The sequence below is a fragment of the Candidatus Planktophila dulcis genome, from assembly GCF_002288225.1.
Classification (GTDB): domain Bacteria; phylum Actinomycetota; class Actinomycetes; order Nanopelagicales; family Nanopelagicaceae; genus Planktophila; species Planktophila dulcis.
Window position 1 is genome coordinate 1 of the sequence record NZ_CP016777.1, and the last position, 24723, is coordinate 24723.

Genomic DNA, 24723 nt, shown 5'->3' on the forward strand with positions numbered 1-24723 from the left:
TCCACAGGTATCCGTCATTTCCGGCCTAAATCAAGGGTAAACCCCTACTTTAGACCACAGCCTGTGGATAACATTGTGGATAGACCTGGGGGCTTGATATGGCAGTTGTTGGCGTTGAGCTAACTGAGCTCTGGGATCGCATCGTTGAGCATGTTTCAGCAGGTGAACCCCAGCATCGCGCCTTCTTAGCGATGACTAAGCCCCTTGGTCTTCTACAGAATGAAGGTGGCGCCACATCCCTTCTTGTTGCAGCCCCTAACGCCTTTGCAAAAGATGTTCTCGAATCAAGGCTTCGCTCTGTTGTTAATGAAGTGCTCACACAAGAACTTGGTGAGAAGGCAAATATTGCAGTGATGGTCGATGAGACTTTAGAGCTTGCAGATCTTCCTGCGCCAACCATTGTTGTTGAAAGTGTCTCCACGCGACCTGGCACAGGACGCGATGATGAAGGCTCGCGCAAAACAGATGAGCCATCACAGCTCAATGCTCGCTACATCTTTGAAACTTTTGTTATCGGTGCATCAAATCGCTTTGCACATGCTGCAGCAGTTGCTGTCGCTGAAGCGCCAGCGAAGGCATATAACCCACTCTTTATTTATGGTGAGTCAGGTCTTGGTAAGACTCACTTGCTCCACGCAATTGGTGCTTATGCAAAAGAGCTCTATGGCAATACTCGCGTTCGTTATGTCTCCTCTGAAGAATTCACCAATGACTTTATTAACTCTATTCGTGATGATAAAGCAACCGCTTTCCAGCGTCGCTATCGCGATCTCGATATCTTGCTTGTTGATGATATTCAATTCTTAGAAAATAAAGAGCGCACACAGGAAGAGTTCTTCCACACCTTTAATACGCTCTATAACGCTAATAAACAAATAGTTATTTCATCAGATCGCCCGCCAAAGCAATTGACTACTTTGGAAGATCGTCTGCGTTCACGATTTGAGTGGGGTTTGATTACAGATATTCAGCCACCAGAACTAGAAACTCGTATTGCAATTCTTCGCAAGAAAGCTGCGCAAGATAAGTTAAATGCACCCGATGATGTCCTTGAATTTATCGCATCAAAGATTTCGACAAATATCCGCGAGCTTGAAGGTGCGCTGATTCGTGTGACGGCATTTGCATCCCTTAACCGCCAGGTGGTGGATATGGGTCTTGCTGAAATCGTTCTCAAAGATTTGATTCCTAATGAGATTAACTCTGAGATCACAGCCCCAACAATCATGGCGCAGACCGCGGCTTACTACAGCCTGACTATCGATGACCTTTGTGGTACTTCTCGATCTCGTGCACTTGTGAATGCTCGCCAGATTGCGATGTATCTATGTCGCGAACTCACAGAGTTATCGCTACCAAAGATTGGCCAGACATTTGGCGGCCGCGATCACACCACTGTGATGCATGCCGACCGAAAGATCCGCGAGCTTATGGCTGAGCGCCGTTCGATTTATAACCAGGTAAATGAGTTGACCACCCGTATTAAGCAGCAGATGAAGTAGACCCCAAATAGGGGTTATGTCCGTTTTCACCCCCTTTACCCCCAGATGGGGATAACTTGTGGATAACTGTGGATATAGGCGCTATTTATGTGGGTAACAGGCTTTGATCAGCACATGCAAAGAAAGGGGAGCTTTTATGAAGGCGGTAGTGCACATTCTTACCCACAGCTTAAGCGGCGTTTCCCACAGCGCCCCACAGGTCAATCAAGGCTCTGACCAGCACTTTTACCGCTTTTCCACAGCTTTACCCCGCGGTTACTACTACTACCTTTATCTATACAAATCCCGTTTCCAAGCGGACCGCTTCCACATTAGATTTCCACTACTACAAAACACCTACATGGATCTGAGGGCTACGGCGTGAAATTTACTGTTGATCAACATTCTCTAACAGATGGAGTGAATTGGGTTTCAAGATCCCTCTCCACACGCCCTATTAAAACCGAGCTCCTCGGAATCAAGATTGATGCAACCGGTGATGATGTTGTCTTAAGTGGTTCTGATTTAGAGACATCTTCTAAAGCGCACTTTAAAGCAGATATTTTAGAAAAAGGCGCAGTACTTGTGCCAGGAAAGTTACTTGCAGAAATCTGTCGCTCACTTCCTAATAAACCAATCTCGATCACACTAGATGGCACACGAGTACTTGTGACATCAGGCTCTGCAAAATTTACTCTTCCCACACTTTCGCTCTCTGAATATCCAAACCTTCCAGAGCTACCTGAGACAACAGGATCGGTTGCAAGTGATACTTTCGCAACAGCTGTGGCACAAGTTGCCATCGCAGCTGGCCGCGATGACTCCCTTCCCACACTTACTGGTGTTCATGTTGAAATCAATGAAGAGACAATCACACTTGCTGCCACAGATCGCTATCGCCTTGCAGTTCGCGAATTTAATTGGAATCCCGCAACACCAGGGTTTTCAACATCAGCACTGATGCGCGCTCGCACACTTGCAGATGCTGCAAAGTCATTAGTGGGCTCAAAGAATGTTTCACTGTCTTTCGCACCCACAACCTCAAATGATCGCCTTGCGGGATTTAGTGGTGATGGCAAGACAATGACATCACGTATGTTGGATGGAACTTTCCCTCCATACCGCCACCTACTGCCAACAGAGACAGTTACCACTGCAGTTGTTGAAGTGGCACCTTTCCTAGATTCAGTACGCCGCGTTGCACTCGTGACAGATAAGACTGTTCCACTACGCCTTGAATTTAAAGATGGCGGGGTCTCACTTGAAGCAGGCGCGGGGGAGGAAGCGCAAGCAACCGAAACTATTGATGTGCTTCTCAATGGCGAGCAAATCTCCATTGCATTTAATCCAGTTTTCTTAGCTGATGGCCTGCAAGCGGTGGGAACACCATTTGTGCAGATCTCATTTACTGGCTCCAACAAACCTGCGATTCTCACAGGGCGCACAGAACCTAATGGCGCATCTATTGAGAACTACCGCTACCTGTTGATGCCTATGCGTTACGCCTCTTAACGAGTTACTTACATGCGCGTAACCCGGCTAGCGCTGACGAATTTTCGCTCCTATAAAAGCCTCGAGCTGGAATTTTCATCTGGCCCCACTACCTTTATTGGCAATAACGGCAGCGGCAAAACAAATATTGCAGAAAGCCTTATCTATCTCGCATACCTTTCATCCCACCGCGTCTCTAATAACCAACCACTAATTTCACTCGGCGCAGATCAAGCAATCATCCGTGCCGAAATTGAGAGTCAAGGTCGCACACTGCAAGTTGATTTAGAGATCAATGCAAATAAAGCAAACCGTGCACGCCTTAATGGCAATGCGGTTAAATCACAGCGCGAGATATTGGGCGCTCTGCAGATTATCTACTTCTCCCCCGAAGATCTTGATTTAGTAAGAGGTGAGCCCACACACCGCCGTGACTTCCTCGACAAACTTCTCATTACTCAATCACCACGCCTTGCAGGTGTGATATCTGATTATGAGCGCGTTGTGAAACAACGCAACACACTTCTTAAAACAAGAGCGCCGGAGAATGCGCTCATCCCATGGACTGAGCAACTGATCGCACTCGGCGCGCAGTTATCTGCAGAGCGCATACAACTAGTGGATGAGTTAAGCCCTTATGTTGCAGCCAACTACGCAAACCTCAATGAGGTAAAAGCTGCATCTATCTCATATAAATCATCTACCGATAACTTATCTGCAGATATTGAACACAACATCGAGATTATGACTGCGCGCCAACTAGAAGTTGCGCGCCAAGAACAAGAACGCGGTGTTTCACTGATTGGTCCACACCGCGATGACTTACATCTTCAGCTCGGAGACTTTCCTGCAAAAGGTTATGCAAGCCACGGTGAATCCTGGTCGATGGCAATCTCGCTACGTATTGGTTCCTATAACTTACTTAAATCAGAAGGGGCAGAACCCGTCTTAATCCTCGATGACATCTTTGCTGAGCTCGATACTGTGCGCCGCCAACAATTAACCTCTGTCACACAGATGGCTGAGCAAACATTTATTACTGCAGCAGTTGAAAGTGATTTACCGGCAGAGCTACTATCGACCAAGTTCTATGTGACACCGGGGGTGGCGGTTAAATGAAGCGCGATCTCGCCCACGACCTCTTCCAAAGTTATAAGACAGGTTTTACTAAAAAGAAGAAAGTCATTGAAGAGCGCAGCCAAACCCCAGGAGATCCCACACTCATCGCCAGTGTCTTAAGTGAGTTAATCCAACAACGCGATTGGGATGCAGGCCTTGCTGAAGGAACTCTCTTTGCAACCTGGCCACAAGTAGTCGGCCCTGAGATCGGCCAACACACAACACCACTTTCGATGCTCGATGGTCGCCTATTAGTTCAATGCTCTTCCACTGCCTGGGCGACCCAACTCAACCTTGTGGGGCCATCTCTGCTTGAGAAGATCCGCTCCAGCGCACCCGGCGCCCTCGTTGAATCCCTGGACTTCATCGGCCCCCAGGCGCCTTCATGGAAGCGTGGTCTTCGCACCATCTCCAACGGCCGCGGGCCCCGCGATACCTATGGCTAGGGAATAAAGCTCTCCCACCTGCTGTTCAACTGTATGAAACCTGAGTCGACTCGACTCAACTCTTTGCGTAGAATCGACTCAGGTTACAAAGAAGCCTCGACCCAGATCGGCTCGAGAGATCACCAGTTCTATAGAAGGAGCAAGAGAAATGGCTAGAGCAGTCGGAATCGACCTAGGAACAACAAATAGCTGCGTATCAGTACTCGAAGGTGGAGAACCAACGGTTATTGCAAACGCGGAAGGTGCTCGCACAACCCCATCGATCGTGGCATTTGCTAAGAATGGCGAAGTTCTCGTCGGTGAAGTTGCAAAGCGTCAATCAGTGACAAACGTTGAACGCACAATCCGTTCCGTTAAGCGTCACATGGGTACTAACTGGTCGATGGATATCGACGGTAAGAAGTACACAGCACAAGAAATTTCAGCGCGCGTATTGCAAAAGCTAAAGCGCGATGCAGAGGCGTACTTAGGTGAGACAGTGACGGATGCAGTTATTACTGTTCCTGCCTACTTCAACGATGCACAGCGCCAAGCAACAAAAGAAGCTGGCGAGATCGCAGGCCTTAATGTTCTACGTATTATCAACGAGCCAACTGCGGCTGCCCTTGCCTATGGTTTAGATAAGGCTGATCAAGAGCAGACAATTCTTGTCTTCGACCTTGGCGGTGGAACATTTGACGTCTCACTTCTAGAAATCGGCGATGGTGTTGTTGAAGTTAAAGCAACCAACGGTGATAACAACCTCGGTGGCGATGACTGGGATCAAGCACTTGTTGATCACCTCGTGAAGACATTTGGATCTGCAAACGGCATTGATCTCACAAAAGATAAGATGGCGATGCAGCGTATTCGTGAAGCAGCAGAGAAGGCGAAGATTGAACTTTCATCTTCACAATCGGCAACAATAAACTTGCCATATATCACAGTTGATTCAGAGAAGAACCCGTTGTTCCTTGATGAAACAATTACTCGCGCACAGTTCCAGTCATTGACCGCAGATCTACTTGAGCGATGCAAGAAGCCATTCCAAGCAGTTCTTAAAGATGCTGGAATTCCTATTGCAAATATTCAGTCAGTTGTACTTGTGGGTGGATCAACTCGTATGCCAGCTGTTGTGGACCTAGTTCGCGAACTCACAGGCGGAAAAGAGCCTAATAAGGGCGTAAACCCTGATGAAGTAGTTGCAGTGGGTGCATCTCTTCAAGCCGGTGTTCTTAAGGGTGAAGTAAAGGATGTATTGCTTCTTGATGTGACACCACTTTCACTTGGTATTGAAACCAAGGGTGGAGTGATGACAAAGCTCATCGAGCGCAACACAACTATCCCTACAAAGCGCTCTGAAATCTTTACAACTGCTGATGATAATCAGCCAGCTGTACAGATTCAGGCTTACCAAGGTGAGCGCGAGATGGCTGCATATAACAAGAAGCTCGGAATGTTTGAGCTCACTGGAATTGCACCAGCACCACGCGGTGTTCCACAAGTTGAAGTGACATTCGATATCGATGCAAACGGAATCGTTCACGTCTCTGCAAAAGATCTCGCAACAGGTAAAGAGCAAGGAATGACCATCACAGGTGGTTCAGCTCTTTCCAAGGATGAGATTGCACAGATGATGGCAGATGCTGAAGCACACGCTAACGAAGATAAGCAGCGTCGTGAAGAAGCAGAAATCCGCAACACTGGAGATTCACTTGTCTATCAGACAGAGAAGTTCCTTACCGATAACGCGGATAAGTTCACTGAAGGTGAAGCTGCAACGAAGAAGGCCGAACTCGATGAAGCACTTGCTCTATTGAAGACAGACCTCAATGGTGCAAACTTCGAATCAATTAAGACAAATACTGAAAAAGTCTCGACTATCTCACAAGCACTCGGTGCAATGATGTATGCAAACGCATCTGCGCAAAGTGAGGGCGCACAAGGCGGATCTGAAGATCATGTTGAAGATGCAGAAGTAATCGACGCTGAAGAAGCTAACTAATGTCAGATACAACAGATCAAGTTGTCGATGAGACAACACCTGTTGTTGAAGAAGTTGTGGAGGCTGCACCGGAGCAAGAGATTGATCCGGTTGCAGCGCTCACAGCTGATTTACAACGACTTCAGGCTGAATATGCCAACTACCGTAAGCGCGTAGAGCGCGACCGCGCAGTTGCCCATGAAACAGCTATTGGTTCAGTACTAACCGAACTTCTTGCAACTCTTGATGACATCGATCGCGCATCAGAGCACAACGAGCTCACCGGTGGCTTCAAGGCGGTTGCAGATCAGATTGCTGCCATCACAACACGTTTTGGACTTGAGAAGTATGGAACTGAAGGCGATGCCTTTGATCCCCAGATTCATGAAGCGCTACTGCATGACACTTCAAATGAAGTAACAACACCTACTGCATCAAAGATTTTGCAGCCTGGATATAAATACAAAGAACGCATCTTGCGCCCTGCGCGCGTTGCGGTTACGGATCCAGAATAAAAAATGGCCGCTAAAGATTTATATGAGAAGGATTTCTACAAGATCCTCGGCGTAGATAAGAAGGCATCTGCCGATGAGATTAAGAAGAAATACCGATCTTTAGCGCGCGATTTACACCCTGATAAGAACCAAGGCGATACAGCACTAGAAGATAAGTTCAAAGCGGTCTCTGAGGCATATGACATCCTCTCTGATTCTAAAAAGCGTGCTGAATATGATGAAGCTCGTTCTTACTTTGAACGTGGGGGATTTAAAGCGCCACAAGGCGGTGGACAGAACTTCCAAGGTGGGGATTTCTCAGACATCTTCGGTGGTGGAAACCCACAAGATATCTTTGCCAATCTCTTTGGTGGAGGCGGCCGTCGCGGTCCACGTAAAGGAAGTGATTTACAGACTGAAGCAGCGATTACTTTTAAAGAATCTGTCTTTGGCACAACACTTGATTTGAAGTTAAATACTGATGGCAATGGACCACAGAGTATTTCTGCGCGCGTTCCTGCAGGTGTTAACGATGGTGCAAAGATTCGCGTGAAAGGAAAAGGTGCACCGGGCGAAGCAGGCCCTGGAGATCTCTTCATTGAGCTACATGTAAAGCCCCACGCTACTTTCTCACGCAAAGGTGAGAACTTGTTATTAACTCTTCCTGTGACATTTGCAGAAGCAGCCCTTGGCGCAGATATAAAGGTGCCGACTCTTTCTGGTGATGATGTCACCGTGCGTTTAGCTGCAGGAACACCAACTGGTCGCGTGCTGCGGGTTAAAGGTCGAGGTATTAAAAAAGGCGCAGTTATTGGGGATTTACTTGTCACGGTTGAAGTGCAAGTACCACGTCGGGTTGAAGGAAAAGCAGAGGAAGCCATTAAGGCATTTGCGCAAGCCACTGCAGATCACGATATCCGCGCAGAATTTATTACAAAGGCAAAGTCATGACAAAAGATTTGCCACAAGATGAGCATCCAGATGATGATGCAGGACTTTATGTAATTTCAGTTGCTGCAGAGCTTTCAGGGCTACATCCACAAACTCTTCGTCAATACGATCGCTTAGGTTTAGTTTCCCCCGATCGCACCGTAGGACGCAACCGTAGATATTCATTGCGAGATATTGCATCCCTTCGCATGGTCCAGCGCCTTGTTGGTGAAGGAATTAACCATGCAGGTATTAAACGAATTATCGAATTGGAAGCCGCAATGGCAAATATGGCTGTTGAAGTCGCCAAGCTCCGTATTGAAGTGGATGCACTCCTTATAGAAAATCCACCTAAAGGGCTGTCACTACGTAAGAAATCAGATGTGATTATCTATAAAGAAGAAAACTAAGCCTTTAAGAATTTAGTGCGACCACTCCACTTACCTAATACAGGTTCAACAGGGGATTTAAGCAGCGATTCAAGAATAGTTGCATAGACATCACGGAAGTCGGTTGTGACTGCAAGATCTCCATTGATTAGGTTCTTCAGCGATGGTTGATCTCCATAGAAGCCACCATTGACCTTCTCGCCCACAATAAACATTGGTCCAGATGTTCCGTGATCTGTTCCTTGTGAACCATTGCCCACAACACGTCTTCCAAACTCGCTATAAACAACGACGGTGACATCTGCGCTACGTGATGTGCTCTTCATCTGCGAGATAAAACGTGAAATGGAATCTGAGACTGAGCCAAGAAGTGCTGCCTGAGCATTTGCCTCATTAGCGTGAGTATCAAAACCGCCGAGTGAGACCGACCAGACCTTTGTGGGTGAGCCTGCAGCGATGAGTTTTGCAACAACATCAAGCTGCTGAGCAAGGTTGCTATCGCCGCCGGCATTACCACCATTAGTGACAGGAAGATCTACTGCAACAGGTGCTGGAGCTTTCAAAATAGGTTGCACAGTTGTTGATACCGAGAAGAGATTGCGCATCGATGTTGCAGCAGCAGCCATTAAAGAGCTATCTGCGCGAGAGATCTTGGCAAGCTGCAAGCAGTTTGTGGCAACACTTCCCTTAGGAATAACAAGGCCACCCAGTGGCAATACAGAGCCAGAACGCTTTGCACCAGCAAAGAGTGGTGGCAGAACAGAACCAAGTGAGATTGCAAGCATCGAATCTTCTGCCTGTGTATCAATCCAGCGCCCCAACCAACCTGTGTTGATATGTTTTTCAGGAGATGCTGTCTGCCACTTTGCCATTGAACTAAAGTGAGAACGATCAGGTTTTGGATAACCAACACCACGAATGATTGCAACCTTCTTCTGATCCCACAGTGACTTCAAACCTTTCATTGCAGGGTTGAGTGCAAGTTCAGCATCCAGCGGCAACAAAGTATCTGCCTTATAGGAAATCTCAGGACGAGATGAGAAGTAGAGAGAATCTGTATAAGGAATAACTGTATTAAGTCCGTCGTTACCACCATAGAGAGTCACCATCACAACAATCGGTGTTCCTGCAGCAAGTGGCCTATTTACTGCAGCAGCTGCAATCTCATCAACGCTAAGTAGCGGTGCCGCAGCACCTACTGCAACTGCACCAGCGGTGAGCTGTAAGAATTTTCTACGGGTTACGGTATCCATGCCGGCTCCTATGCACTCACTACATATTCAGGGCTACATAAAGCAAGCAGTGTGAACTCTTGAGGATCACCGAGCGCGTTACGAAGGGCTGCCTGTGTGCGCGGACTCCACTGCGCAACACCTAACCAATCAGCACTTGCTAAGACGCGACGATCTACTGGAATCTCATTGAACGCACGCAAAGGGCTCTGCTTAATGAGCCAAGATGCAAAAGCAATTCGATACTGGGCAGATGCTGATGACAACCATGCCTCAGCCGCAGGCCATCCTCCAACATTCGGTGGATAGAAAGGAATCTGCCCCAACTTATTAAGGTGGTTAATAAGTTGCTTAGAGTCAATAAGTTTCGATGGAGTTAATTCAAGTGCGCGACAGGCAGAGATAAACCATTCAACCGGGGATTTCACCATCGAGTATTTGGGATCAGACATTGCTCCATCTTGGGCAAGTGATGCCACAGCTGGTGCAACTTCACGAGAGGCAAAGGCGCCAACTGCACTCAAATTCTTTGGCATTTCTTCTGTGCTTGAGATAAATCGATACCACAACCGCTCTGCAATAAATGTGGCGCAATCTGCCTTTGCAACAAGGTAATCGCTGGCACTTTCTGCTGTGAATGTTGAACTCTGCCCCAAAAGTGTTACTGCGCCCATATCGCGTCGCTTCGGGTTCACAAGAACAGTTGCAGCGTTAAGGCTGAGTTGATAACCAGTTAACACTCGAGCCAGTGCTTTGACATCATCTTCGGTATAACGATTGACACCGAGAATAAATAACTCCATTAGCTCACGAGCTAAATTCTCATTAGGAGCTTTGGCGGTGCTGGTCTGACCATCGAGCCAATATTGCAACGCAGCATCATTGACCATTGCACGCGACATCGCAGCAAAGTTTCCTAACGCATATTGGCGAAGAATTTGATTCTGTTTATACATCGCAAGTGGATGGTCTACTTTTGTAATTGATGTTGCCCAGTGGCCATGCCAGAACCAGGCCATACGTTCGCTCAACCCATGATCACTCATCGCCATGCGATCAAGCCACCAGATTGTTAGCTGCTCCGTCTGATTTCGCATCCCTGTTACAAAAGGAATGATTTCTGGGGTGTTGGGTTTAGGGCGCACACCAAGATCGGTTATCACTGGGTTAGCCACAAGAGCAGCACCTGCATCAGTAGCTGGAACTGTGAGAACCTTCTGGCGAGTGGCGCTCACACCAGCTGCAAGAGCTGCTGCAAATTCACCGGGACGGGGACCGAATGCAAAGCGATGGGAAAGGCGAGCAATCTCTAACCTCTTTGCATTCATGTTGGCACGGTAACTGAGAAATAGGTCCCCTGTAAGGTGTGCACATGAATTCAAAGGAACTTCTCCGAGAACAAATTCTTAACAAGGCTGTTGTCCACGGCAAAGTAATTTTGTCTTCAGGCAAAGAGGCTGATTACTACGTCGATCTACGTCGTGTAACTCTCGATCATGTTGCTGCTCCTCTAGTTGGTGAAGTAATGCTTGAACTCACCAAAGATCTTGATTACGAGGCAGTTGGTGGGCTCACACTGGGCGCAGACCCAGTTGCCACAGCGATGATGCATGTGGCTGCCCGCGACGGCAAAAAGATTGATTCTTTTGTAGTTCGTAAGGCTGAGAAAGCACACGGACTTCAGCGCCGTATTGAAGGACCAGATGTAAAGGGCAAGAAAGTTTTAGCAGTTGAAGACACATCAACAACTGGTGGTTCAGTTCTGACTGCAGTGGAAGCGCTCATTGAAGCTGGCGCAATTGTGGTTGGTGTTGCAGTCATTGTTGAGCGCGGTGCAAAGCAAGCAATCCTTGATGCAGGTTATAAGTATTACGCGGCCTACTCGCTGGATGATTTAGGTCTCTAAAACTTACGAGTGATGCCTGCGAGTACTCCACTCGCGGAAGAACTCAATAGCAACAGGTATAACGCTCACAATAATGATGAGCCCCACGACAGGTAAAAGGTATTTATCTACTGACCCTTCAAGCTTCTCACCAAGTAGGTAACCAAGACCGATAATTCCTTGGGTCCAGATGATTGCCCCAAGGACATTCCAAAATAAGAACTTCTTCACTGGAATACCAATAATTCCAGCCAATGGATTAATCAGTGTTCGAACAAAGGGAATAAAGCGAGCTAGAACAAGTGCTTTGCCTGTTCCATATTTATTGAGCCACTTCTCAGTTGCTGCAACCTTTGATTGAGTGAAGAAGCGTCCATCAGGGCGGCTAAAGAGTTTGCGCCCATATGTTGCACCAAACCAGTGACCCACTTGAGAGCCGATGATTGCTGCAATCGGTGCACCGATAAAGAGCGCAACTGGATCAAGAGATGCTCCACCAAGAATGGCAGCACCCGATCCGGATGCTGCAACGCCTGCAATAAAGAGAAGTGAGTCGCCAGGAAATGCGAGCCCTACAAGCAGACCAGTTTCAGCGAAGATAATGGCAAGAACACCGATAAGACCAAGATCGCCAACGATTGAATGTGCATCAAAGAGATTTGCTGCCAAGTTCATGTGGTCGAGGATACGCGAAAATAGTTAAATCGCAGCCGTTGTGCTGCGCACAACCAGGCTCAGCGGAACAACAATTTTCCTGCGCTCTAAGGCGGGGTTGGCGACTTCAGCAATTGCCGAAGCTGCAGCTACTTGGCCTTCAAATTGAGGAGGTTGTGAAACCGTTGTGAGCCCGATGTATTGCGCAATGTCGTGATCATCAAAACCAATTACTGAAATATCTTCAGGAACACGCATCCCTTTATTACGAATTGCTTTTAGTGCACCAAAGGCCATCTCATCTGAGTGACAAAAGAGCGCTGTAGGTAACTTCTTACGGCTCAAGAAAGAGTCCATCGCTATTTCAGATGTGTAGATATTAAAGTCTCCGTGGATTTCTAGCTCTGGATTCCATTCAACACCAACAGCATTTAGCGCCTTGATATATCCAAGGTTTCGATTATCTGAGACATCAAAGTTATATGCAGTCTCGCGCTGACCAGATAAGACTGCAATCTGGCGGTGACCTAAACCAGTCAGATGTTCGGTTGCAACTTTCCCACCGAGCACATCATCGATGGCAACACTTGTGCAACCTTCGTGAGTGAAACCAATTGTTGTAATAGGTATTCCCAAACTAAGAAGTGACGTGAATTCTTCATCTGTGGGAGGCATACTCACAACAATGAGAGCATCTACTTTTCCACGCAGCTGTTTCTGTTGAAAGATTCGCTGTCGTGCATCGACTTGTGAGAAGTTATAGAGAAGTAAATCCATTCCCACTTCACGCAAGCTCTGCTCAATTCCATTAATTGCTTGAGAGAAGAACCATCGAGAGATGTAAGGAGCAATGACACCAATTCTGTTTGTGCGCTTTACTAAACCTTGTGGAATGAGATCTGGACGCAACGGATAATTAAGTTCCATTGCTGCTGCAACAATCTTTGATCGTGTTCGCTCATTAACATGGTGCATGCCGCGCAGAGCCCTTGAAACAGTGGCAGGTGAGACTCCAGCCTTCTTGGCGATCTCAACGACTCCACTCATGGCCGATTCCCCCCTGAAAAAACCTGCAAAACCTCTGCAAAAGGTACCCCTGGGGGCTCTTTTTAGATAGAGCTAGGGGTGATAGGTGAGCGTGGAAAGTAGCGCCCAATACCGTTTATAACGGTTTTATCACCGAGGCCCTCAAAACTCGCTAGTTGCAAGCCCCTAGGAATACCGTTGCCCCACGTTCAGGGCCTCTGGGTTCTCCAGCAGGTCTTAACAACCCTCAATAGAAAAGGTACCTACATGCTAAAGAAAAAGGGTCTACTTGTTGGAACTGCAGTAGCAGTTCTTTCACTTGTAGCAACTACTTTCACAGCAACATCAGCATCAGCTGCTGGCTGTGACGAATATTCAAAGTGGAAGGGCACTGGCACAGTAAAGATTTTCGCTGGTATCCGTGATCCTGAAGCTACAACAATGGAAAAGATTTTCGCTGAGTTCACAAAGTGCACAGGCATCAAGATTGCTTACGAAGGCACAGACCAGTTCGAAACTCTTCTTCCAGTACGTGTTAAGGGCGGAAACGCACCTGACCTCGCAATCATTCCTCAACCAGGTCTAGTAGCAACAATGGTTGCAACAGGTAAGGCTGTCCCAATTACAGCTGCAACTCGTTCAAACCTCACTAACTACTACAACCCAGCTTGGGCATCATTTACAACAATCAACGGACGTATCTACGGTGCACCATTTGGCGCATCATCGAAGTCACTTGTTTGGTACTCACCAGCACAGTTTAAGAAGCTTGGCGTAACAATTCCAAACACTTGGTCTGAAATGGAAGCAGTTGCAGCGAAGTTCAAGGCTGCAGGAGCTAACCCATGGTGTGCAGGAATCGAATCAGGAGCTGCCACAGGATGGCCAGCAACTGACTGGATCGAGCAGATGGTTCTTCGTGAGCAGGGTCCAAAGAAGTACAACCAGTGGTGGCAAGGCAAGCTCAAGTTCTCATCACCAGAAATTCTTGGTGCAATGAACAAGGTTGCTTCATGGCTCGGAACATCTTCACAAGTTGGAGATCTCAAGTCAGTTGCTACACGTAAGTTCCAGGATGCAGGCGTTCCAGGACTCAAGGCAGGAACTTGCGGCATGTTGCAGCAGGCTTCTTTCTACTCATCAATGTACCCAGCAGGAACCACATTCGGTCCTTCAGGTGATGCTGATGCGTTCTACCTCCCACCAACAAACTCTAAGTTTGGTAAGCCAATCATGGGTGGCGGAGAGTTCCCAGTCGCATTCTCAAAGAAGAAGGAAGTTGGATTCGTCCAGGATTACCTATCTTCACCTGTATACGGCATTGAGCGCGCAAAGGCAGGCGGATGGACATCAGCTAACACTGGTATTCCTCTAGCTTCATACGCAGATCCAGTTCTTAAGGTTGTGGCAGCACAGCTTCAGAACAAGTCTGGCGCAATCGTGTTCGATGCATCTGACTTGATGCCAACTGCAGTAAACGGTGCTTTCTGGAAGGAAATGACCAAGTTCTACGCAGAAGGTAAGTCAATGAAGGAAGTAGCATCTTCAATCGACGCTAACTGGTAATTAATACCAATTAGCTTCACTGCAATAAAGAAGTAAAGATGCCGGGGTCCACTCCTTGTGGGCCCCGGTCTCTTCTTGGATAATCACCACCTAATAAGAAAAAACAGATTTCACAATGAAGGGATGGACGAGCTATGACATGGTCAAGTTTTCTCAACAGCTCTGGTCCAAAAATCCTTCAGATCCTCGCAGTGCTCGTTATCTTTTTTGGTTTCTATGGAATCGCATTTGCAGCTGGAGCACGCCTACAAGGCAAGAAGCAGAATGTTTTAGCACTCTCACTATTTTTGGTTCCAGCCCTCATCCTTGCGATGACAGGCCTTGGAATTCCGGCAGTACAAACTTTTATCGAATCATTTAAGAACGCTGACTCATCTAAATGGGTTGGCTTTGCTAACTACACACGTGCATTTAAAGACCCAGATATTCTCCTTGCATTCCGTAACACCATGCTCTGGATCATCATCTCCCCAGTTGTCGTAACAGCTCTCGGCCTAGGCCTTGCGACAATGCTCAATAAGATGAAGCGCGAAGCACTCGCCAAGTCACTGATCTTTATGCCTATGGCAATCTCATTCGTGGGCGGCTCACTTATCTGGAACTTGATGTATCAATACCAAGAGCCAGATATGAATCAGACAGGTCTTGTCGGTCAGATTATGAAATCACTTGGAATTCCACTACAACACCTTTTGTTGTGGTCACCATGGAACAACTTGTTCCTTATGGCTGTTTACATCTGGGGAACTACAGGCTTTGGCATGGTGATTCTCTCTGCAGCTATTAAAAATATCCCACAAGATATTGAAGAGGCAGCTCAGCTCGATGGCGCTTCAGGATTCACACTCTTTCGCACAGTCACGGTGCCGATGGTTAAGACCACCATCATCGTTGTCCTTACAACTGCGATGGTTGGCACGCTCAAACTCTTCGATGTCATCCACACAATGACCGGCGGTAACTTCAAGACCGACGTGCTCTCCAACCGTATGTTCGATGAGCACTTCGTCTATCTCAACAATGGCCGCGGATCTACGCTTGCAATCTTGATCTTCCTTGGCGTTCTACCTATTACTTACTACAACATCCGCTCTCTTCGCGCAGAACGGAAGCACTAACTATGGCAACTCTAAAATTGAAGAAGAATAAGCCACTCGTTGCACCTTCTGGCACAAAGCCATTTACCTCACCTATCGCATCAGCGATTGTCACGGTCATTGCGCTCTTGTGGACAGTTCCAACTCTCGGCCTTGTTGTTACATCCTTTCGCACCAAGGAAGAGATCTTGTCTTCTGGCTGGTGGACATCTTTTACTAATCCATCATTTACTCTTGAAAACTTCCGCACAGTTCTCTTAACTGGTGGTGGATCCCTTGGTTCAGAAGGAATGATTCCTTTCGCAGTGAACTCACTTGCCATCACAATCCCTGCTGTTGTTCTCTCAGTTGGCTTTGGACTTATGGCTGCATACGCACTTGCTTGGATTCCATTCCGCTTTAGTAACCATGTCTTCTACGGCCTCTTTGCACTACAAGGCGTTCCACTACAGCTCTCACTCCTGCCATTACTCACATTCTTTGCAACAGGTGTGCAGCTCTTTGGAGTGCAAATCCTTCCACCACTGGGAATTGTGGGCTCCCTTGCCGCAGTCTGGTTCCCACACGTGATGTTCGGTCTTCCCCTTGTCACATACCTACTTCACAACTTTGTATCTGCTCTGCCTCGCGAGCTATTGGAGGCAGCTCGCGTCGATGGTGCTAATCACTTCGAAGTCTTCCGCAAGATTGTTCTTCCGCTATCTCTTCCTGCAGTTGCATCGATTGCAATCTTCCAGTTCTTATGGATCTGGAATGACTTGCTTGTTGCGCTCGTATTTGCAGGCGGCACAGATGATGTTGCACCTCTGACGCTTCACCTTGCAAACCTTGGTGGATCACTGGGCTCTAAGTGGGAGAACGTTGCACCTGCTGCGCTCTTTTCAATCATCATTCCTTTGATCGTCTTCTTCTCACTCCAGCGCTACTTCGTGCGCGGACTTCTTGCAGGCTCTGTTAAGTCTTAAATCCCTTTGCCATTAGTGGCAATTTGATCGCGATACCAATAACCAGAGTCCTTAATGGTGCGCTTTTGTGTTTCAAAATCAACGTGGACAATGCCAAAGCGCTTCTCATAACCAAGTGCCCACTCAAAGTTATCCATCAGTGACCATTCGTAATATCCCTTCACAGGAGATCCTTGAGCAATGGCATCTGCAACAGCTGATAGGTGTGACTGCAGGTAATCAATACGACGCTGGTCGTGACACTTTCCATCTTCGCTAATTCCTTCATCATATGCAACACCGTTTTCAGTGATGTAGAGATCAGGAAGAGCGCTGCCATACTCCTTATGCCAGCGCACAAGTAGCTTTGTTAAACCAGATGGAGTCAGCGGCCAACCCATATCTGTCAGTGGTCCAGGAGCTGTCTCATCGATGTCAAGGCCAAAGAGGCCTGCAATGGAATGCCATTGATTGGCGCCTCCAAGGGAGGGGTGGATGAAGTTATCGAAGTAGTAGTTGATTCCAATGAAGTCATTTTTAATTGTTGCAGACTCTAGATCTCCTGGCTTAATGACAGATGTGAGCTCATCGCCATATTCATCAAGGAGTATCTGTGGGTAGCTACCTTTCATAAAGGCATCCATCCAGAATCTATTTTGGTGTGCGTCCGCTATATCCAGTGCGTGCTTTTGAATAGGCTCATTCGGATCATCGGCAATGCTGTTTGCTTGATTGAGCACAGGTCCAGTCAAGATATCGCTACGCACAGCGCGCATCGCCTTAGTGGATGCAACGTGAGCTAAGACTGTGTGGTGGGCTGCTGCAAATGCTGCCCTTCTATCTTTCACGCCAGGTGCGTGAATTCCAATACCGTATCCAAGCCAAGAAACTACCCACGGTTCATTAATCGGTGTCCACTTCTTCACGCGATCACCAAAGTGTTCAACTACAGCCGTTGAGTAATCAGCAAATGCTTTAACGATCTCGCGGTTGGTCCAACCACCTTTATCTTCTAGCGCTTGTGGTAAATCCCAGTGATAGAGGGTTGCAAGAGGTTCAATACCAGCTTCCAGTAGCGCATTGATAAGACGGTCATAGAAAGCAAAGCCACGCTCCTCGCGCACGCCATCGCCATTAGGAAACATGCGAGGCCATGCAAATGAGAATCGGTATGACTTAAGACCAAGCTCTTTCATCAGTGCAATATCTTCGAGATAGCGGTGATAGTGATCATTTGCCACATCTCCCGTATCGCCATTAGCAACCTTGCCTGGGGTCTTAGAGAATGTGTCCCAGATCGATTGGCCTCGGCCATCGATAGTGGCTGCGCCCTCGATCTGATAGCTGGAGGTCGCAGCGCCCCAGATGAACTCCTGTGGAAAGTTGGCCATTGGGTGAGCGTACATAGTTGTCATTCTTTTCACGCTAATAAATATGTATAGATTTGCTAAAACCGACCCCTTTGACCCTAAACTTCCCTAATCTTCGCGCCCCTCCCTCAAATAGAGGGCGCCCTGACCAAGGTCACAAGGATGTGGCCAATGGAGGAAACAGCATGAGTGCTTCTTACGCACTATCGACGGTTCAAGTCACCGGGTCCAATCTCAACATCACCTACGTAGTCCTCGCAGTCGCACTCGGTGCGCTCGCGATCGCCTACGCCCTTCGCCAGCAAGTCCTTGCAGCAAGTGAGGGCACAGCGAAGATGCAAGAGATTGCAGAAGCTGTCCAAGAAGGAGCTGCCGCATATCTTGCCCGCCAGTTCCGCACACTCTCCTACTTCGTAGGAATCGTCTTCTTCTTACTTCTAGCACTTCCTGCCGATACGACATCACTTCGTATTGGCCGCTCCATCTTCTTCCTACTCGGTGCTGGTTTTTCAGCCCTTGTTGGATATAACGGCATGTGGCTTGCTGTGCGCGCAAATGTTCGCGTCGCAGAAGCTGCTCGCCAGAAAGATGGCGCTAAGGCAGTACAGATCGCATTTCGCACAGGTGGCGTTGTCGGTATGACAACTGTGGGTCTCGGACTTGTTGGTGCATCCCTCGTTGTCATTCTCTTCCGCGAGAACGCACCCGTTGTTCTTGAAGGATTTGGTTTTGGTGCTGCAATGCTTGCGATGTTTATGCGCGTTGGCGGCGGTATCTTCACAAAGGCTGCGGATGTTGGAGCAGACCTCGTCGGTAAGGTTGAAAAAGGTATTCCAGAAGATGACCCACGAAATCCAGCAACGATTGCAGATAACGTCGGCGATAACGTCGGTGACTGCGCTGGAATGGCTGCAGACCTCTTTGAGTCTTATGCAGTCACTCTGGTTGCAGCGCTGATCTTGGGTAAGGCAGCATTTGGTAACGAAGGTCTTATCTACCCACTGATCGTTCCTGCAATCGGAATCATCACAGCAGTAATCGGAATCTTCGCAACTCGTTTGCGTTCAACAGATAAGTCAGCGATGAGCGCAATTAACCGCTCATTCTTTATGTCAGCAATTATCTCAGCAGGCCTTACAGGCCTTGCAACATTTACTTATCTTCCAGGTAAGTTCAACTTGCTTACTAACTACTCACCAACAGTTCTTGAAGAAGCGGGAAACATCAACCCACGTGTTCTCGCCTTTGGCGCAGTCATCATCGGAATCGTTTTGGCCGCTGCAATTCAGGTACTTACAGGCTTCTTTACTGAAACCGGCAAGCGCCCTGTAAACGATGTAGCAGCTTCATCTCAGACAGGGGCAGCAACAGTAATTCTCGCTGGTATCTCAGTTGGTTTTGAATCAGCTGTTTATTCAGCACTATTAATAGCATCGGCAGTATTCGGTGCATTCTTGCTCGGTGGCGGATCAATCGTCCTCTCACTCTTTGCAATCGCACTGGCAGGCACTGGCCTTCTTACAACAGTAGGCGTCATCGTTGCGATGGATACCTTCGGCCCAATCTCAGATAACGCACAAGGCATTGCAGAAATGTCAGGCGACGTTAAGGGTGAAGGCGCACAGATTCTTACCTCACTCGATGCAGTGGGTAATACAACCAAGGCAATTACTAAGGGCATTGCAATCGCGACAGCTGTGCTTGCAGCAACTGCGTTGTTCGGTGCATTCACCGATGCAATCAAGGAAGCAGTGATCAAGGCAGTAGGAGAGGGCACAACAGTGGCCCTTGAATACCAAGGCATCCTAGATATTGCATCCCCTCGCAACCTCGTTGGTCTAATTATTGGAGCAGCGGTTGTATTCCTCTTCTCAGGACTTGCAATCAACGCAGTCTCTCGCGCAGCAGGTGCTGTAGTAGTTGAAGTGCGTAATCAATTCAAACTTCACCCAGGAATCATGAAGGGCACTGAAAAGCCTGAGTACGGTCGCGTTGTCGATATCTGTACTCGTGATTCCTTGCGTGAACTTGTAACTCCAGGGTTACTTGCAGTGATGGCACCCATTGCTGTGGGCTTCGGCCTTGGCGTTGGCGCACTCGGTGCATACCTTGCAGGTGCAATCGGCACAGGTACTTTGATGGCTGTCTTCCTATCAAACTCAGGTGGAGCTTGGGATAACGCAAAGAAGATGGTTGAAGATGGACACCACGGTGGCAAGGGCACAGATGCCCATGCTGCAACAATCGTTGGTGACACTGTCGGAGATCCATTTAAGGACACAGCAGGGCCTGCAATTAACCCACTGATCAAGGTGATGAACCTTGTTGGCTTGTTGATTACACCTGCGATTGTTAGCTTTGCTCTTCCAACACAATCATCAAAATCACTTCTTATTGCAGCGATTGCAACTCTTGTGATTATCGGAGCACTTATCCGTAATCGTCGTCAATCGACATCTATCGAGTACTAAGCCAAGAGAAAGAACTTCCCCCTCTACCTAATGGCTAAAAACTTGAAGAAGCTGGTGATTGTTGAGTCCCCTGCAAAAGCACGCAAAATTGGCGGCTACCTCGGCGATGGTTACATCGTCGAGGCTAGCGTTGGCCATATTCGCGATCTGCCTCAGAGAGCAGCTGACATCCCTAAAGAGGTCAAGAAGCTCGCCTGGTCTAAAGAGGGCGTCGATATCGAAAATGATTTCGCACCTTTATATGTCATCAACCCAGATAAGCGAGCGAAAGTTGCTGAGCTTAAGGAGTTGATGAAGGAAGCTGATGAGATCCTTCTTGCAACTGATGAGGACCGCGAAGGCGAAGCTATCGCCTGGCACCTGGTTGAAGTACTACAACCAAAGATTCCTATTAAGCGCATGGTCTTTAATGAGATCACAGAAGATGCCATCAAGGCAGCAGTTGAAAACACCCGCGACCTTGATTACAACCTGATTGATGCGCAAGAAACCCGCCGCGTCCTAGATCGTCTTTATGGCTACCGACTTTCACCAGTTCTTTGGAAGAAAGTTATGCCACGCATTTCAGCAGGCCGTGTGCAATCTGTTGCAACAAGGTTGATTGTTGAAAAAGAACGTGAACGCATGGCCTTCATCTCATCCTCTTGGTGGGATCTCAACGCTAAGACAGAGCTTGGCTTTACTGCGCGATTACTGTCGGTTGATGGCAAGAAAGTAGCCTCCACCGCTGACTTTGGAGCAGATGGGGCAGTGAAAGAGAAATCCCTTAAAGACATTCTTTTGCTTGATGAAAAGCAGGCGACAGCGCTGACTGAGTCTTTAAAGAACACTCCACTGACTGTGAAGTCGATGGAAGAGAGCCCACGCACTGAGCGTCCTAAGCCACCATTTACAACTTCAACAATGCAGCAAGACGCCGGTTCTCGCCTTGGTTGGGGCGCACAGATCACTATGCGTATTGCACAGCGCTTGTATGAAAACGGTTACATCACCTATATGCGTACAGACTCAATCAACTTATCTGATCAAGCGATTAAGGCAGCACGCGCTGCTGCGACTTCTCTTTACGGAAAAGATCATGTTTACGAAACCGCACGCGTCTACCAAGGTAAATCTAAGAACGCACAAGAAGCGCACGAAGCTATTCGCCCTGCCGGTGATGTCTTTAAGACACCTGGCGAACTAGCACCAGAACTTTCTCGCGATGAATTCGCGCTCTACGACCTCATTTGGAAACGCACCGTCGCATCCCAAATGGCTGATGCCAAGAAGATGCAGATGCGCGTTGATTTCGATGCAAAGACTGCAGATAAGAAAGAGACCATCTTCCGCGCCAATGGCTCTGTCATCACATTCCCTGGATTCTTAGCCGCTTACGATGACATCGCAACCGATGAAAATAAGGATGAAGAATCTGAAGACCGTCGCTTACCTGCAATGACAGTGGGTCAATCAGTAAAGGTCGATGAATACTCTTGCGAAGGCCATGACACCAAGCCACCTGCGCGCTACACCGAACCAACTCTGGTTAAGAAACTAGAAGAACTCGGCATCGGCCGCCCATCAACATTCGCATCCATTATTCAAACTATCCAAGATCGTGGATACGTCTCAAAGCGTGGCCGCGCACTCGTTCCAACCTTCCTCGCATTCTCAGTGACAGGCTTGCTCGAAACCCACTTCACCAAGCTTGTGGACTATGACTTCACCGCATCAATGGAAGAAGATCTCGACAAGATTGCAGCCGGTGAAGCAGGCCGCGTTGATTGGCTCCGCGATTTCTACTACGGCGTCGATGGTCAACCAGGGCTAAATGAGCTCTCACTTGATCTTGGTGTGATTGATGCCAGAGCTACCAACACAATGAATTTATCTGACACGATCGAAATCCGTGTGGGTCGTTACGGTGCGTATCTACAAGAAAACATTCCTGATCAAGATCGCAAGCTTGCCAACATCCCTGAAAACCTTGCACCGGATGAACTCACACTTGAAAAAGCAATCGAACTTCTTGCTGCCCCATCAGGAGAACGCGAACTCGGCGTAGACCCAAAGACAAACTTTGAAGTGGTTGCAAAGTCAGGACGATTTGGTCCATACATCACTGAAATCTTCCCTGAAGAACCTGTAGAGCTCAACGATAAGGGCGAGCCAAAGAAGAAGCGTAAGAAGAAAGATGCACCAAAGCCAAAGACAGCATCCTTGCTATCCACCATGAACCTCGACACCATCACACTCGATGATGCGCTACAACTTCTCTCACTTCCTCGCGTTCTTGGTACAAACAGTGCAGGCGATGACATCACCGTGCAGAACGGCCGATACGGTCCTTATCTCAAGGCTGGTGCTGATTCACGCACACTCACATCTGAAGATCAGCTCTTCTCCATCAACCTCGATGAAGCACTTGAGATTTACTCAAAACCAAAGGAACGTCGCCGCGGTGTTGCAAAGCCACCACTGAAAGAACTTGGCGTTGATCCAGGCAGTGAAAAACAAGTCATCATTAAAGATGGAAGATTTGGTATGTATGTCACCGATGGCGAAACCAATGCAACGCTTCGTCGCGGTGACACTCTTGAAGCAATGACTCTCGAGCGCGGACTCGAACTCCTTGCAGGCCGCCGTGCATGGGAAGCAGAGAACGGCCCTTCACCGAAGAAATCACGCAAGAAAGCAGCAAAGGTAAAGCCCGGCAGTGTGGCTCCTACACTGACAAAGAACACCCTAAAGAAGGCTGCAATTAAGAAGAAAGCAGCTAAGCAAGCATCAGGAAAAGCCAAGAAGAGCGCTGAGTAGAATCTAATCATGAAAGTAACCTGGTACACGAACGCGTGCGTTCGCATAAGCGTTGTCTCTGGAGCAAACATATTATGCGATCCATGGGTCAACCCGGGGGCATTTCTTGGAAGTTGGTTTCAATGGCCCCCGCTCCCCGAAGATCTTGAGGAACAATTGCTGTCTGAGCGGTGTCACGGTGTATATATCACCCACTTGCATCCCGATCACTACGATCCAAAATTCTTGGCAAAATTTACAAAAAGGAATCCACACGTACCGATATATATTGCAGAATTTGCTCATAGCTGGTTAAAAAGATCAGTGAACGCAGTGGTAGGACCACAAACAAGAGTAATTGAAATCCCAGTAATGGGCCTTGTAGAAATTGAAAAAGACTTCACCTTAAAGGTCTTTGCATCTGACACGTGCAACCCGGCAGTTTGTGGCTCAAACATCCCATGCCAATCCGAACCCAAACTGCGAGGCATTGATTCAATTGGTGTTTTCAAAGGAGATGGATTTACTGTTGTCAACGCAAATGATGGAATGGGGATTCAGCTAGTACCGAGGATTGCAGCAAATATAGGTCAGGCAGATTTGATTATGGGGCATTACGGTGGTGCAAGTCCTTTCCCGCAATGTTTCCCAGAAGTTTCTAATAAAATAGAAGCAGCTAAAAAAGTAGTGGAAGCAACTTGCCACATGCTGATATCTGCTGCTGATGCCGTCGGGGCCAAGAAGATAATGCCTTTTGCAGGACAGTACATCCTTGGGGGAAAATTAACACACCTGAATGATTTTCGAGCAACTCTGCCTCTCGATGAAGCTGCAATTCTCCTGCGGCAAATCACGGAAAGAGAAGTAGTCACCGTTACCCCAGGAGGAAATATAGATTTAACTCAAGGTCTGCAGAGCGCGAGCTACGTGGAGCCTTCCGAAGATGTTAAGAGAACCTATATTCAGAACATCTCCAAAATCGATTTTAACTACGAAAAAGAGCGTAGTACCGCGTGGAATAGCATTGAAACCGACCTGATAGTTGCGGCTACACCAGTAGCAACAAGAAGCGTTCTGGCAAAGATTCAAAAGGAAAACAGTTTTGTTATTGGTGATGGTGAGAATTTTGTAACAATCAACCTTGACCCACAAGGGAAGAGAACTGGCGTTGTATCCGGTAACGCCCCTATTTTTGAAAGCGTTACAACCATAACAATGCCAACGGAACTCCTCAGGAGGCTGAGCACTCGCGCGAAAGGATACAAAGGTTTTACGCCCATGCATTGGAATCAAGCAGATGTTGGTTCCCATTTCACCTGGCAAAGATGTGGTGATTATGACCGTTCATCGCACTCGCTCTTGAACTTCTTTGGGATTTAAATGAGTA

At 47.8% G+C, this 24723-nt stretch carries 20 protein-coding genes; 15 read left to right on the forward strand and 5 right to left on the reverse strand.

Translation table 11 applies throughout. The annotated features are described in order from the left end of the window. Positions 1-98: 98 nt before the first annotated feature. The 8 genes from dnaA to A1sIIA65_RS00040 all read left to right on the forward strand — a co-directional run bounded on the left by dnaA (position 99) and on the right by A1sIIA65_RS00040 (position 8334). Positions 99-1502, forward strand: a complete 1404-nt coding sequence (gene dnaA, locus A1sIIA65_RS00005; protein ID WP_095675573.1) for a chromosomal replication initiator protein DnaA — start codon at positions 99-101, stop codon at positions 1500-1502. 360 nt (positions 1503-1862) lie between these two features. Beyond that, the gene (gene dnaN, locus A1sIIA65_RS00010) at positions 1863-2993 is read left to right on the forward strand and encodes a DNA polymerase III subunit beta (RefSeq protein WP_095675574.1); all 1131 of its coding nucleotides are present in this window, start codon (positions 1863-1865) and stop codon (positions 2991-2993) included. A 12-nt stretch (positions 2994-3005) separates the two neighbouring features. Further along, on the forward strand, positions 3006-4091 hold the full coding sequence (gene recF, locus A1sIIA65_RS00015) for a DNA replication/repair protein RecF (protein ID WP_095675575.1): 1086 nt from the start codon (positions 3006-3008) through the stop codon (positions 4089-4091). Then, positions 4088-4537 (forward strand): DciA family protein, encoded by a 450-nt coding sequence (locus A1sIIA65_RS00020; RefSeq protein ID WP_095675576.1) that lies wholly within the window; start codon positions 4088-4090, stop codon positions 4535-4537. Before recF ends, A1sIIA65_RS00020 begins: the two co-directional genes overlap by 4 nt. Before the next feature lie 148 nt (positions 4538-4685). After that, a complete protein-coding gene (gene dnaK / locus A1sIIA65_RS00025) occupies positions 4686-6521 on the forward strand; it encodes a molecular chaperone DnaK (protein WP_095675577.1) in 1836 nt (611 codons plus the stop codon). After that, positions 6521-7015, forward strand: a complete 495-nt coding sequence (gene grpE, locus A1sIIA65_RS00030) for a nucleotide exchange factor GrpE (protein WP_095675578.1) — start codon at positions 6521-6523, stop codon at positions 7013-7015. The genes dnaK and grpE overlap by 1 nt, the downstream gene beginning before the upstream one ends. Positions 7016-7018: 3 nt before the next feature. After that, positions 7019-7945 (forward strand): DnaJ C-terminal domain-containing protein, encoded by a 927-nt coding sequence (locus A1sIIA65_RS00035; RefSeq protein WP_095675579.1) that lies wholly within the window; start codon positions 7019-7021, stop codon positions 7943-7945. Continuing rightward, positions 7942-8334, forward strand: coding sequence for a heat shock protein transcriptional repressor HspR (locus A1sIIA65_RS00040; protein ID WP_095675580.1), 393 nt, complete (start codon positions 7942-7944; stop codon positions 8332-8334). The genes A1sIIA65_RS00035 and A1sIIA65_RS00040 overlap by 4 nt, the downstream gene beginning before the upstream one ends. Here A1sIIA65_RS00040 and A1sIIA65_RS00045 read toward each other — a convergent pair. Continuing rightward, positions 8331-9566, reverse strand: a complete 1236-nt coding sequence (locus A1sIIA65_RS00045) for a DUF1501 domain-containing protein (protein ID WP_095675581.1) — start codon at positions 9564-9566, stop codon at positions 8331-8333. The genes A1sIIA65_RS00040 and A1sIIA65_RS00045 overlap by 4 nt on opposite strands. Before the next feature lie 8 nt (positions 9567-9574). Further along, positions 9575-10873, reverse strand: coding sequence for a DUF1800 domain-containing protein (locus tag A1sIIA65_RS00050; RefSeq protein ID WP_095675582.1), 1299 nt, complete (start codon positions 10871-10873; stop codon positions 9575-9577). 44 nt (positions 10874-10917) lie between these two features. Between A1sIIA65_RS00050 and pyrE the strand changes: the two genes are divergently transcribed. Further along, positions 10918-11451, forward strand: coding sequence for an orotate phosphoribosyltransferase (gene pyrE / locus A1sIIA65_RS00055; RefSeq protein WP_095675583.1), 534 nt, complete (start codon positions 10918-10920; stop codon positions 11449-11451). Positions 11452-11454: 3 nt separating this feature from the next. Here the strand turns inward: pyrE and A1sIIA65_RS00060 are convergent, their stop codons facing one another. Both A1sIIA65_RS00060 and A1sIIA65_RS00065 read right to left on the reverse strand, forming a co-directional pair. Beyond that, a complete protein-coding gene (locus tag A1sIIA65_RS00060) occupies positions 11455-12105 on the reverse strand; it encodes a DedA family protein (protein WP_095675584.1) in 651 nt (216 codons plus the stop codon). Positions 12106-12129: 24 nt separating this feature from the next. Continuing rightward, entirely contained in the window at positions 12130-13131 is a 1002-nt protein-coding gene (locus tag A1sIIA65_RS00065; protein WP_095675585.1) for a LacI family DNA-binding transcriptional regulator, read from the reverse strand. A 246-nt stretch (positions 13132-13377) separates the two neighbouring features. On the opposite strand from A1sIIA65_RS00065, the gene A1sIIA65_RS00070 reads away from it, so the two are divergent. The 3 genes from A1sIIA65_RS00070 to A1sIIA65_RS00080 all read left to right on the forward strand — a co-directional run bounded on the left by A1sIIA65_RS00070 (position 13378) and on the right by A1sIIA65_RS00080 (position 16738). Continuing rightward, a complete protein-coding gene (locus tag A1sIIA65_RS00070; RefSeq protein ID WP_095675586.1) occupies positions 13378-14676 on the forward strand; it encodes an ABC transporter substrate-binding protein in 1299 nt (432 codons plus the stop codon). 134 nt (positions 14677-14810) lie between these two features. Then, a complete protein-coding gene (locus tag A1sIIA65_RS00075; protein WP_095675587.1) occupies positions 14811-15794 on the forward strand; it encodes a carbohydrate ABC transporter permease in 984 nt (327 codons plus the stop codon). A gap of 2 nt (positions 15795-15796) precedes the next feature. Continuing rightward, positions 15797-16738: a carbohydrate ABC transporter permease gene (locus tag A1sIIA65_RS00080; protein WP_095675588.1), complete on the forward strand. Its 942-nt coding sequence runs from the start codon at positions 15797-15799 to the stop codon at positions 16736-16738. Here the strand turns inward: A1sIIA65_RS00080 and A1sIIA65_RS00085 are convergent. Next, entirely contained in the window at positions 16735-18108 is a 1374-nt protein-coding gene (locus A1sIIA65_RS00085) for a GH1 family beta-glucosidase (protein WP_095676800.1), read from the reverse strand. The genes A1sIIA65_RS00080 and A1sIIA65_RS00085 overlap by 4 nt on opposite strands. Before the next feature lie 164 nt (positions 18109-18272). Here A1sIIA65_RS00085 and A1sIIA65_RS00090 point away from each other — a divergent pair, with 164 nt between their 5' ends. The 3 genes from A1sIIA65_RS00090 to A1sIIA65_RS00100 are packed head-to-tail and all read left to right on the forward strand — an operon-like array spanning position 18273 to position 24716. Continuing rightward, the gene (locus A1sIIA65_RS00090) at positions 18273-20558 is read left to right on the forward strand and encodes a sodium-translocating pyrophosphatase (protein WP_095675589.1); all 2286 of its coding nucleotides are present in this window, start codon (positions 18273-18275) and stop codon (positions 20556-20558) included. A 30-nt stretch (positions 20559-20588) separates the two neighbouring features. Continuing rightward, positions 20589-23357: a type I DNA topoisomerase gene (gene topA, locus A1sIIA65_RS00095; RefSeq protein WP_095675590.1), complete on the forward strand. Its 2769-nt coding sequence runs from the start codon at positions 20589-20591 to the stop codon at positions 23355-23357. A gap of 9 nt (positions 23358-23366) precedes the next feature. Then, positions 23367-24716 (forward strand): MBL fold metallo-hydrolase, encoded by a 1350-nt coding sequence (locus A1sIIA65_RS00100; RefSeq protein WP_095675591.1) that lies wholly within the window; start codon positions 23367-23369, stop codon positions 24714-24716. Positions 24717-24723: the final 7 nt, after the last annotated feature.